An 11772-nucleotide genomic window follows, 5' to 3' on the forward strand; every position below is an offset into this window, starting at 1 on the left:
ACGACAATTTATCAGAAAGCACGCCCTCGCCTCCCTTTTTGGGGAAGGCCGAGGGTGTCCCCGATACGGGATGACGGCTATTTACGACGCCAGCGCCTTCAACACCGCATCGCCCATTTCGGCCGTTCCGACCTTGGTCGTGCCGGGTTCGTGGATGTCGGCGGTGCGCAGGCCCTGCGCCAGCACGGCGCGCACGGCGGTTTCGATGCGATCGGCCTGCGCCGGCATATCCAGCGAGTAGCGCAACATCATCGCCGCGGACAGGATGGTCGCCAGGGGATTGGCGATGCCCTTGCCGGCAATGTCCGGTGCCGAACCGTGGCTGGGTTCGTACAGGCCCTGGCCGCTGGCGTTCAGCGACGCCGATGGCAACATGCCGATCGACCCGGTCAGCATGGCGGCTTCATCGGACAGGATGTCGCCGAACAAATTCCCGGTGACGATGACATCGAAGTCGCGGGGCGCCCGCACCAATTGCATGGCGGCGTTGTCGACGTACATATGGGACAGCGCGACGTCGGGATACTCGCGCGCCACCTCCGTGACGATCTCGCGCCAGAATTGCGAGGTTTCCAGCACGTTGGCTTTATCCACGCTGCAAAGCTTGCGATTGCGCTTGCGCGCGGCCTCGAAGCCGATGCGCGCGATGCGGCGGACTTCCGGCTCGCTGTAGCGCATGGTGTCGTAGCCTTCGCGTTCGCCGGCGAAATTGCCGTCCGGCGCGCTGCGCACGCCGCGCGGACTGCCGAAATAGATATCGCCCGTCAGTTCACGCACGATCAGGATATCCAGGCCGGACACCACCTCGGGCTTCAGCGAGGACGCGTTGGCCAGTTCGGGATACAGAATGGCCGGCCGCAGGTTGGCGAACAGGGCGAGCGACTTGCGCAGGCCCAGGATGGCCTGCTCGGGCCGGAATTCGCGCGGCAAGCTGTCGTACTTCCAGTCGCCGACGGCACCGAAGAGGACGGCGCGCGCCGACTGCGCCAGCTGCAACGTGGCGGGTGGCAGCGGGTGCTCGAACTTATCGAAGGCGGCGCCGCCGACGGCCGCTTGCTCCACGGCCAGATCAAGTTTGAGCGCGCCCAGGACGCGCAACGCCTGCTCGACGATTTCAGGGCCGATACCATCGCCGGGAAGGACCGCAATTTTGTGTGTCATCAATGCATCCAAAAAGAATTCGATACGGCTGGCCGGCCTTACACCAACGTCCGGGCTTGCAGCCAGGGATGACGCGCCAAGCGCTCGGCCTCGAAGGCGCGGATCTTGTCGGACTGCCGCAAGGTCAGCGCAATGTCGTCGTAGCCATTGACCAGGCAATACTTGCGGAACGCTTCAATCTCGAAGGGAATGCCGCGGCCTTCCGGCGTCAGCACGACCTGCTGTTCCAGGTCGATCCGCAGCTTGTAGCCGGGAAACGCCCTGACTTCATCGAACAGGCGCGCGACGTCCAGTTCCGACAGGACGATCGGCAGCAAGCCGTTCTTGAAGCTGTTGTTGAAGAAAATGTCGGCGTACGAGGGCGCGATGATGGCGCGAAAACCGTACTGCTGCAGGGCCCACGGCGCGTGTTCGCGGCTGGAGCCACAGCCGAAATTCTTGCGTCCCAACAGGATCGAGGCGCCCTGGTAGCGCGGCTGGTTCAGTACGAAATCCGGATTCAGCGGGCGCTTGCTGTTGTCCATCCCGGGTTCGCCGTGATCCAGGTAGCGGACCTCGTCGAACAGATTGGGGCCGAAGCCCGATCGCTTGATGGACTTCAGGAATTGCTTGGGGATGATCAGGTCGGTGTCGACGTTTTCGCGGTCGAGCGGGGCCACCAGGCCCTCATGGTGCGTGAATGCTTGCATGATCTTTAGCGGAAATTCCTGACGTCAACGAAATGGCCGGCGATCGCCGCCGCGGCCGCCATGGCGGGACTGACCAAATGCGTGCGGCCGCCCTGCCCCTGCCTGCCTTCGAAATTGCGGTTGGAGGTGGACGCGCAGCGCTCGCCGGGCTCCAGCCGGTCGGCATTCATCGCGAGGCACATCGAACAGCCCGGCTCGCGCCACTCGAATCCCGCTTCGCGGAAGATTTTGTCCAGTCCTTCGCGCTCGGCCTGCTGCTTGACCAGGCCGGAGCCAGGCACCACCATCGCCTGCTTGACGTTGGAAGCCACGCGCTTGCCGCGCGCAACCGCGGCGGCCGCGCGCAGATCCTCGATACGCGAATTCGTGCACGAGCCGATGAAGACGCGGTCGACGCGGATATCGCTGATCGGCGTGTTGGGTTTCAGCCCCATGTAGTCCAGGGCACGCTCCATGCCGCTGCGGCGCACATCGTCTTTTTCACGGTCCGGATCCGGCACGCGGCTATCGACCGACAACACCATTTCAGGCGACGTGCCCCAAGTTACCTGGGGTTTGATCTGCCGCGCGTCGATTTCGACCACGCGGTCGAACGTCGCGCCCGGATCGGAATGCAGGGTGCGCCAGTACTGCACGGCCTGGTCCCACAGGGGACCGACCGGCGCAAAAGGACGCCCGCGGAAGTATTCGATGGTCTTGTCGTCGACCGCGACCATGCCCGATCGCGCGCCGGCTTCGATGGCCATATTGCACACCGTCATGCGCCCTTCGACCGACAGCGAGCGCATCGTCGAACCACCGAACTCGATGGCATGGCCGGTACCGCCGGCCGTACCGATGACCCCGATGACATGCAGGACCAGATCCTTGGCCGTACAGCCGAAAGGCAGGTCGCCTTCCACCTTGATCAGCATGCTCTTGCTTTTCTTCATCAGCAACGTCTGCGTGGCCAGTACGTGCTCCACTTCGGATGTGCCGATGCCGAAAGCCAGCGCGCCCACGGCGCCGTGGGTACTGGTGTGCGAGTCGCCGCAGACGACCGTCATGCCCGGCAGCGTCGCGCCCTGCTCGGGCCCGATGACGTGGACGATGCCCTGGCGCAGATCGTTCATCTTGAATTCGATAACGCCGTACTTGGCGCAGTTATCGTCCAGCGTATCGACCTGCAGGCGCGAGATGGGGTCGCTGATGCCCTGGGCGCGGTTGATGGTCGGCACGTTGTGGTCGGCCACGGCCAGGTTGGCATCGAGGCGCCACGGCTTGCGGTCCGCCAGCGTCAGGCCTTCGAAGGCCTGGGGGCTCGTGACTTCGTGCAGCAGGTGCCGGTCGATATAGAGCAAACAGGTGCCGTCGGATTCCTGGTGGACGACATGCGCGTCCCACAGTTTGTCGTAAAGGGTTTGGGCCATGAAAACTCACCTAACAGGGAAACAGCCAGACAGGGCCTGATGCAGCGTCCGACCGGAATCCGGATTATGCGCGCCGGTTCAAGCTAGTACAACGGGAGCATTTATACTAGTACTTTCAGTACCATGCTGACCCTCCGCGCGACGCTATTTCGCGGACTTGGCCTGCTGGTACAGGGGCATGACCTGCTGCACCGCAGCCTGCAAATCCGTGATGCGGGATTCGGCGGAGGGGTGGGTCGAAAGGATTTCCGGCTGCTCCTTGCCCTGCGACGCCTGGGCCATCTTGCGCCACAGCGAGATCGCGGCGGCAGGGTCGTAACCCGCCCGCGCCGCCAGCTCCACGCCCATGCGGTCTGCTTCCGCCTCGTGGGTACGGCTGTTCGGCAAGGTGAACATGACGTCGGACAGCTTTCCGCCCAGGTCCGAAACGGCCGAAGAACCCGTCACCACCGACAGCACGGACAAGCCGACGCTGGTGGCCATTTGCTGGGAAACCCGTTCGCGCGCATGCTCGCGCAGCGCATGGGAAATCTCGTGGCCCATGACCGCCGCCAGTTCATCGTCGGTCGGCTGTATCTGGACAAGCAGGCCGGTATAGACCGCGATCTTGCCGCCCGGCATGCACCACGCGTTGATTTCCTGAGTGGAAAGTACGTGGACTTCCCACGCCCAGGACGAGGCGTCGGGACGGAACACTCCCACCTGCGCGATCAGGCGCTGGGCGATCCCCCGAACCCGGGCAACCTGGCGCGGATCGACGTCCAGCAGGTTCTTTGCCTTGGCCTGGGTGAGGATCGTGGCGTATTGCTGGTCGGCTTCCTGCTGCAGATCCTGCGACGAAACCAGGCTGGACATATATTGCGTACGCTCGACGCCAACCGCGCCGCCCTGGGTGGTGTGCACGCTGGCACAGCCCGCCAATAAGGACACCGCGAACAGGCCGGCGCTGAACATGAGGGCCAGCCCCCGACGTCCATGATTTTTGTGAAGAATCATGTCTGGTCTCCTCGATTATCGTTATCGCGGCCCCGGCCGCCGGGTTTCGGTCAGCCGCACTGCCCTCGGTGCCGCAAGGCGTGGTCCATCAAAACCAAGGCCAGCAGCGCCTCGGCGATGGGCGTGGCGCGGATGCCGACGCAGGGGTCGTGCCGCCCCAAGGTCTGCACGGTCGTGGCCTTTCCGGCACGGTCCACGGACCGGCGTTCGACGCGAATACTGGAGGTCGGCTTGATCGCCAGCGAAACCGTGATGTCCTGTCCGGTGGAGATGCCGCCCAACACGCCCCCGGCGTGATTGCTGAGAAAACCTTCCGGGACGATCTCGTCGCCATGCTCGGAGCCGCGCTGCGTCACGCTCTCGAAGCCGGCGCCTATGGAGACGCCTTTGACGGCGTTCAGTCCCATCATGGCGTGGGCGATATCGGCGTCGAGGCGGTCGTACAGAGGCTCCCCCCAGCCAGCCGGGGCGTTCTCGGCCACGACCTCGATGCGCGCCCCCACCGAGTCGCCGTCGCGGCGCAACTCGTCCATGAAGGCTTCCAGTCGCGGGACGATGCCGGCGTTGGGTGCGTAAAAGGGATTATCGGGCACGGCGTCCCAGCTTTCGAAAGGAATCGGAATCGGGCCCAGCTGGCTCATGTAACCGCGAATGCGCACCCCGTGGGTCGTGGCCAGCCATTTCTTCGCCACCGCGCCGGCAGCGACGGTGGGCGCCGTCAACCGCGCGGAAGAGCGTCCGCCCCCGCGGGGGTCGCGCACGCCGTATTTGCGGAAATAGGTATAGTCCGCATGCCCGGGCCGGAACGTATCGACCAGGTTCGCGTAGTCCTTGCTGCGTGCATCGGTGTTGCGTATCAGCAGCCCGATGGGCGTGCCCGTGGTCGCCCCTTCGAAAACGCCCGAAAGGATTTCCACCTGATCCGCTTCCTGGCGCTGCGTAACGTGACGGGAAGTGCCCGGGCGGCGGCGATCCAGTTCGGCCTGGATGTCCTCCGGCGCGAGCGGCATTCCGGGCGGGCAGCCGTCGATCACGCAACCGACCGCCGGACCGTGCGATTCGCCGAAATTGGTGACAGTGAAAAGTTTGCCTATAGTATTGCCGGACATAGTCTTCTGATGGAGCGCGGTGGGCTGAAAGCGGAAAGGCCGGATGTGATTATGACACTCCCGCAATCTGCGCCGGTATCGGAGCACTGAAGCGGTTAAAGAGCGTTAGAACTTGCACACAACGAGACGTACAGCAATAAATCACCGATGTTCCGCAACGCAACGCGATTCTTCGTTGTTGATGCATCAGGTCCCCGCATCCAAAATGTTAACCCGCTGAAAATCTCGGATGCTTTTTGTATCAGGCGGCTTTCGTTGCGCCCTCTAACGTCCCGCATCCATGTCTTTTCGCACGCGTAGCTCCCCATAACCGGACAGCTCCATAGGCCGGTGCCGAGTCGTTTCGTTACGCTGCGCTCACCATCCAGGCAGGAGAGAGACCGCATGTACGATCGTTTGCCCGCGCAGCCAGATATAGCATCGCGCACAGCCCTGACCGCAGGCTTGTACCGGCGGGTACGTCGAGCGGAGCCGCGGCCCGTATTGGGCTGAACGTCCCGCCTTGTCCAGCGCGAACATGACGCCTCCCCCAGCCGCGACCGCCAAAGAGTCCGACCTCCCGCAGGACGAGACCTGGCACGCCGTCCCGCCGTCTCCCCGGCGGCGCGGGCTGGCGGTTGCCCTGATCGCGCTGCTGGTTGCGATGGCCCTGCTGGCCTTGGTGACCGGCGCGACGCTGTTCGCGCAGTCGCGAGCGGTGTCCCAGCCGGCGGGGGCCGATATCGGACTGTACAGCTACCGGCTGGTTTCACAAATGAACCGCCTCATCGCCGACGCCCAGAATACCGTGCGCGGCGGCGACTCCCGCGCCTTCGTCCAGAACCTGCAGGCGTTGTCCACCTTCGTCGACCCCGGGACGGCGGAAAGCGCCCCAGGGGTTGCCCTGGTCCGCTCGCTGCCGGGAGCCCGGGTCGACGTACAGATGCTGGACGACCGCTTGAGGACCTGGCGCGAGGCCGCGGAAACCGGCAATGCCGCACGCATACAGGCGGCGGCGCGGGACCTGGCCGATCACGCCGAGGAAGCCCGGCAACTGGCGGACCGCCTGGGCGGCGCCGTGCACCAGGCGCAACGCGGCGATACCAGCCAGCACAATACGGCGGTCGCAGACGGTTTCAGGCGACTGCAGTGGGCCTTCGTCGGCCTGCTGGCCTGCAGCGGGATCCTGGCGATATGGCTGCTCGTATTGAATCGCCATGCGCGCCACTTCAACCAGCGCATGGCGCAGGCCAATGCCCGCCTGGAGTCGGCCGTCGCCCATCGCACGCGCCAGCTGGTCTGGCTGGCGAATACAGACCCATTGACCGGGCTGAAGAACCGCCGCGCCTTCATGGAGACCGCCGAGGCGCAGATATTGCAATGCCGGCGCTACCCACACCCGCTGGCGGCCTTGCTGATCGATATCGATCACTTCAAATCGATCAACGACCGCTACGGCCATCACGTGGGGGATCAGGCGATCCGCCGCGTGACGGACACCATCACCAATACCCTGCGGGACAGCGACATCATCGGCCGCTTCGGCGGCGAGGAATTCGCCGTCCTGATGCCCCACACCGACCTGCCGGCCGCGCTGGTCGCAGCGGAACGGCTGCGCCAGGCCGTGGCGGGCATGAAGATAGGCCTGCTGGAGGGCGGCCCGCTCAGCATGACGATCTCACTGGGCCTGGCGATGCACGAACCCGGGGTATCGCTGGATACGCTGCTGATGCGCGCCGACATGGCGCTGTACCGGGCAAAAAGCGGCAGCCGCAACCGCGTCGAAATCTACGGCCGCGAGCGCGAAGAAATCGCCCAATAAGGGCGCCGTCGAGACGGCCGCCCCCCCTTTCTTGCGCGCAGGATGCGTCGGGCCGCCACCCCGCGGCGGACGTGCGCGCCAGCAAGTCGCCAAAACGCCATACACTATGCGCGCCTATTCCGGGCACGCGGTACGGTGGCCGGTCCAGGCCTGCCCCTCGAACGATGGAACAAGCAGCCGCCCCGCCTATGTCCTTATTGCGCCAATTGCTCGCCAGCGTCGCCGTGGTCACGGTTCTGCTCCTGGTCGGGTCGCAGATGTTGAACATCCAGACGGCCCGCCGCTACCTTGGCGAAGATCTGCACGCCCGTGGAGAAACCGCGGCGGCCACTCTGGCCATGGCCTATGCGCGCGATCCCGCCCCCGACGAAACTACGTGGCGCGCGCTGGCAGCGGATGTTTTCTCCAGCGGCGGCTACCGGCGGATCGACGTAAAGGGCGGGCTGGATATCAGCTATCGCAAGCAAGGCGGGAACGCGGCAGCGCCCGACTGGTTCGTTTCGCTTTTCGCCCCGCCATCCCATGCGGCGACACGGACATTCCAGGGCGCCCACGGCGGGCAAGGCACCGTCACGGTCGTTGCCGACGATAGCTCGGCCCTGCGCGCGCTGTGGCAACATTCCGTCGACCTGGCCGTGCTGGTGCTCTGCGTGGGGCTGGGCTGGCTGCTTTATATCGGCGGACTCGTACAGTGGTTGCGGAAGCGGCTGTTGCAGGGCATCAGCGCCCAGGTGCGCGCGCTGGCGGACGGCAATCCGGAACCGCCTGCCGCGCTGCCGGCATGGCGCGAAGTTGCGGACGTCGCCGATGCCCTGGCCGAAGCGCGCAAACGGCTGCGCATGACCGCCGAAGAGGCCAACGCCCGCATCGAGTCCCTGCAGCTGGAGCTGAACCTGGACGCGGTCACGCGGCCGCCCAATCGCAAGTACTTCTTCAACGAACTGCGGCGCGCGTTGAACAGCGGGCTACCGCAATCGCAAGGGGAATCCGGCCATGTCCTGATGTTCCGCCAGCGCGATCTGGCCGCCATCAACCGCCATATGCCACGCGACTTCACGGACCAATGGCTGCGTTCCGTCGCCTTGCGGCTGGACCAGAAGCTGGGGCGCCGCCATATTCCGGCCTTCCTGCTGGCGCGGTTGAACGGCTCGGACTTCGCCCTGCTTCTGCATGGCGTACCGGCTGCCCAGGCCGAGGTCCTGGCCGAACAGCTACGCCAGGAACTGCGCGCCCTCCGTGTTTCCCTGGGCGAGAACCAATGGTGCCGGTGGGCGCTGGCGGTAGCGCCCTATTCGCGCGGCAACCACGCTAGCGAACTGCTGGCCCTGATCGATCACGCACTGATGCGGGCGGAAAGCGCGAACACCGACGTCCCTGTACGCGCCGGAGCGCCCGGTGCATCGGAAGCGGCCGGCGAGCTGCAATGGCGCGACACGCTGGTCATGGCGCTCGAACAGCATCGCTTTTCGCTGGCCACCCGCGCATTGCAGGGCCCGGACGGAGAAACGCTGCGCGCGGAAGCCACACTGATGCTGCACGATGCCGACGCGCAAACGCCCACGCCGGCGCATGTTTTCATGCCGGCCTCGATTCGCCTGGGTATGTCGTCCGAGTGCGACATCCAGGCGGTCCGGCTTGCCCTGGACTGGCTGGTCTCGCATAGTGGCACGCTGGCCATCACCGTGGCCTTGCCCTCGCTCGGACAATCGAATTTCCTGTGCCGCCTGGGACAAATGCTGCGCGACCGGCCCGCGCAGGCCGCGCGCCTGGTGTTCGAAATAGAAGCGCGCGGCCTGGTGGAGAACTTCGTCAACGTGCGAGGTCTGTGCGAGGTGGCTTGCGACGCCGGCGCGCGAGTTGGCGTGCGCCAACTGGCCGATGACTTCGGCGCCATGACTCGCCTGCACGAGCTGCCCATCGCGTATGTCAAATTGGGAGAGGCCTTCGTCGATGCCCTGGCGCGTAGCCCTGGCAGTCAGCACTTGGCAGCTTCCGTGCGCCAAACCGCCCAGGGACTGGGCGTCGAAGTCTACGCGGACGGCCCCGCCGATGCGCAGACCGCGGCGTTTCTGGAGCGCGTCGGCATCGCCGCGGTGGGCTATTCCGACGAAGCGCTGGCCGCCTGAGCCCGCAACGCCCGATCGTCGGATGTGGCGTTGTCGCACCTTCGCGGTGCGGATATCGCCCCTTTGCGGCGCGCTTCAATGGGCATGCCGCTATACTTCCGCGCAACGTATCGCCGGGGCACCCTCACGTTCCCACGCCACGCCATGCGCGCGGCGCATCGGCTCAACTGCTGTCTGAATGAATCCCGATCTCTGGTATCCGATCGCCACTGGCGCGCTATTGAACTCCTACAAGGCCAGCCTGGCCGGCCTGGGCGCTGCCGTCCTTGTCGTTATCGTGCTTGCCGCGGCGCGGCGCCGGACCGGCTTCCCCATCCTCGCGGCGTTATTGCTGCTGTTGTCGCAGGGCACCCGCCCCCTCCTGCTGTCGGGTGCGCTCGCGGCCTGGGTGCCGGGCAACGCGCAGGCTGGCGTATCGGCGGCGTGCCTTGGGCTGGGCGCCAGCGCGGTGCTCTGGATGGCGGCAAGCGCCCTGCGCCGGCGCCGCGCGGCGATTTGGGCGGGAATCTTTCGCCTGGCGGCATGGGTTGCCGCCATCGTATCCTGCGGTATCGCGGCGGCGGGCAACACACTGGCGTCTCGTGCCGGCCTGGATGCCGCCAGCCTGCCTCCGGCACTGGCCGCCCTCGCCGTCTTGTCCGGCGCCATCGGAGTCATGGTCTTGCTGGTCCTGGCCGCCACGCCGGGCCGGCGCCTGTCCATGGGAAATACCGGACCGGCGCAGGGGAATCGTGCCGCCTTTCGCGGACAGCCCGGCGCCACGCCCGCCGCGCTGGCTTCCGGCCAACGGGAAATCGAAGCCCGTCTGTCCATGCTGAATGAGGTACTGGAACGGCAACGCCAGATGAACGCGCTACTTTCTCATGAAATGCGTTCGCCGGTAGCGACCATCAGCGCGGCGGTTCAATCGCTCGAAATGGTACTGGAGGGCAGCGGGGAAGAAATCGACAGCCGTCTGCAGCGCATTGGACGGGCGGTGGGAAAGATCAGCGAGCTGATGGACCAGTTGCTCGTCCAGGAGAGCGCCTACGACGAAGCCGTGGCTCCCCGGCACGAGGTAGTGGACCTGGCCCGCCTGGCCGCCGATGTCGTGGCATCGATCCAAACCGATGTGGCACACCGGCTGCAGCTGGAAGCGCCGACGCCGGCGCCGGCCTGGTGCGACGGCCCCCTTACCGGGGTAGTGCTGCGCAATCTGATCCATAACGCCGTCAAATACTCGCCGGCGGACCAACCGATCATGATCCAGGTGGGCACATTGACGGCGCCTGGGGAAAGGACGGCGTGGATCACGGTCGCCGACCGCGGGCCCGGTATCGAAAAGGAAGACCAGGCGCGGATTTTCGACCCGCATTTCCGCCGCGCCGCGCACCGCGAAACCAAGGGACTGGGCCTGGGGCTTTTCCTGGTACGCAAAATCTGCGAGCGCCAGGGCGGCACGCTGACAGTCGATAGCGAACCCGGGAACGGCGCGCGTTTCACCATCGCGCTGCCGGTCAGTAAAGTCCGCTAAGCCGCGAACACGTAGCCTTGGCCGCGTACCGACAGCACGGGCAGTTTCATGCCGCTGGACTGAGCTTTTGCACGCAGCCGGCTGACCAGCACGTCGATGCGCCGCAGTTCGAACTCGCTCGGATTGGCCGGGCTGAACAGCTCTGAGAGCGCCTGCCGGCTGACGACATTGCCGCTCGCGTCGATCAAGGCGTTCAGGAAGACGCGTTCCTGCGCGCTCAGGTGCAGGCTGCTGCCGTCGGGGGAAACCAGAATCCAGCCGCCGTCCTGCAAACTCCAGTTCTGGGCGCCGCGGTCGGCCACCGCCTGGGGAACGGGACTGCGCGACAACCGCATCCGGCGCGCAAGACTGCGGATGACCGAACTCAATTCGAGCAGGTCGACCGGCTTGGTGATATAGATGTCGGCACCGCCTTCCAGGCCGCGCACGCGGTCTTCCAGCGCACCCCGGCCGGTCAGCATGACGATGCCCACGGCATGCAAAGCGCGCAGTCGCGTCGCTACCGAGAAGCCGTCCTCCGCCCCTTGCACGTTGGCGTCCAGGATAACCACATCGCAGGGCTGGCTTTCCATATGACGATAGAATTCCGGGGCGCTGGCGCACGCGAAGTTCACCCGGAAACCGTAGCCGCCCAGGCCCAGCTTGAGTTCTTCTCGAAAGTCCGCATCATCTTCTAACAGACCGATACATAACACGCCGTCTGCTGCTTGCGTTTGCACGATATTTCCCCGGAAATCGGCCCTGGACCGTCAAGCCCAGTGGGCCTGACCGCTGCGTAAGGAATGACATTGGTTCGCAGCGGCGCAATTCTAGCATTGGTAACAATGCGAAAGCGGCGCCAAAATACGGTAAATATGAGGGTTCCTCTCCCATATTTGCCGTACTTTCCCACCGAGGGAGAATGCACCAAATTTCCACACATTGCAACAATCGATACATTGCTCTTGCTCAGCGGACCAGATTGGGCA

General features: G+C 65.1%; 9 protein-coding genes. 3 read left to right on the forward strand and 6 right to left on the reverse strand.

The genetic code is table 11. The features are described 5' to 3' along the window. Positions 1-81 precede the first annotated feature (81 nt). The 5 genes from leuB to aroC form a co-directional block, all read right to left on the reverse strand. Positions 82-1161: a 3-isopropylmalate dehydrogenase gene (gene leuB / locus ACO1P8_RS00515; RefSeq protein WP_486293993.1), complete on the reverse strand. Its 1080-nt coding sequence runs from the start codon at positions 1159-1161 to the stop codon at positions 82-84. Positions 1162-1199: 38 nt separating this feature from the next. Continuing rightward, positions 1200-1850 carry a 3-isopropylmalate dehydratase small subunit gene (leuD, locus tag ACO1P8_RS00520; protein ID WP_486293994.1) on the reverse strand — a complete coding sequence of 217 codons (651 nt, stop codon included), beginning with the start codon at positions 1848-1850 and terminating at the stop codon, positions 1200-1202. Positions 1851-1855: 5 nt separating this feature from the next. Continuing rightward, positions 1856-3259 carry a 3-isopropylmalate dehydratase large subunit gene (gene leuC, locus ACO1P8_RS00525; RefSeq protein ID WP_486293995.1) on the reverse strand — a complete coding sequence of 468 codons (1404 nt, stop codon included), beginning with the start codon at positions 3257-3259 and terminating at the stop codon, positions 1856-1858. 144 nt (positions 3260-3403) lie between these two features. Beyond that, complete coding sequence (locus ACO1P8_RS00530) at positions 3404-4213, reverse strand: M48 family metallopeptidase (RefSeq protein ID WP_486294107.1); 810 nt, start codon at positions 4211-4213, stop codon at positions 3404-3406. A 92-nt stretch (positions 4214-4305) separates the two neighbouring features. Continuing rightward, the gene (gene aroC / locus ACO1P8_RS00535) at positions 4306-5364 is read right to left on the reverse strand and encodes a chorismate synthase (protein WP_486293996.1); all 1059 of its coding nucleotides are present in this window, start codon (positions 5362-5364) and stop codon (positions 4306-4308) included. Positions 5365-5881: 517 nt separating this feature from the next. Between aroC and ACO1P8_RS00540 the strand changes: the two genes are divergently transcribed. The 3 genes from ACO1P8_RS00540 (at position 5882) to ACO1P8_RS00550 (ending at position 10804) form a co-directional block, all read left to right on the forward strand. Further along, a complete protein-coding gene (locus ACO1P8_RS00540; RefSeq protein WP_486293997.1) occupies positions 5882-7165 on the forward strand; it encodes a GGDEF domain-containing protein in 1284 nt (427 codons plus the stop codon). A gap of 188 nt (positions 7166-7353) precedes the next feature. Next, on the forward strand, positions 7354-9291 hold the full coding sequence (locus ACO1P8_RS00545) for a bifunctional diguanylate cyclase/phosphodiesterase (protein ID WP_486293998.1): 1938 nt from the start codon (positions 7354-7356) through the stop codon (positions 9289-9291). A 178-nt stretch (positions 9292-9469) separates the two neighbouring features. Then, a complete protein-coding gene (locus ACO1P8_RS00550) occupies positions 9470-10804 on the forward strand; it encodes a sensor histidine kinase (RefSeq protein WP_486293999.1) in 1335 nt (444 codons plus the stop codon). Here the strand turns inward: ACO1P8_RS00550 and ACO1P8_RS00555 are convergent. Then, complete coding sequence (locus tag ACO1P8_RS00555) at positions 10801-11523, reverse strand: response regulator transcription factor (RefSeq protein ID WP_486294000.1); 723 nt, start codon at positions 11521-11523, stop codon at positions 10801-10803. The two genes, ACO1P8_RS00550 and ACO1P8_RS00555, sit on opposite strands and share 4 nt — an antisense overlap. Between the last annotated feature and the right edge of the window lie 249 nt (positions 11524-11772).

Source organism: Bordetella sp. (assembly GCF_057362025.1).

Coding starts and splice junctions, on each gene's coding strand:
- ACO1P8_RS00550 (WP_486293999.1), top strand. CDS start 9,470: ATGAATCCCGATCTCTGGTATCCGATCGCCACTGGCGCGCTATTGAAC.
- leuB (WP_486293993.1), bottom strand. CDS start 1,161: ATGACACACAAAATTGCGGTCCTTCCCGGCGATGGTATCGGCCCTGAA.
- aroC (WP_486293996.1), bottom strand. CDS start 5,364: ATGTCCGGCAATACTATAGGCAAACTTTTCACTGTCACCAATTTCGGC.
- ACO1P8_RS00530 (WP_486294107.1), bottom strand. CDS start 4,213: ATGTTCAGCGCCGGCCTGTTCGCGGTGTCCTTATTGGCGGGCTGTGCC.
- ACO1P8_RS00540 (WP_486293997.1), top strand. CDS start 5,882: ATGACGCCTCCCCCAGCCGCGACCGCCAAAGAGTCCGACCTCCCGCAG.
- leuD (WP_486293994.1), bottom strand. CDS start 1,850: ATGCAAGCATTCACGCACCATGAGGGCCTGGTGGCCCCGCTCGACCGC.
- ACO1P8_RS00545 (WP_486293998.1), top strand. CDS start 7,354: ATGTCCTTATTGCGCCAATTGCTCGCCAGCGTCGCCGTGGTCACGGTT.
- leuC (WP_486293995.1), bottom strand. CDS start 3,259: ATGGCCCAAACCCTTTACGACAAACTGTGGGACGCGCATGTCGTCCAC.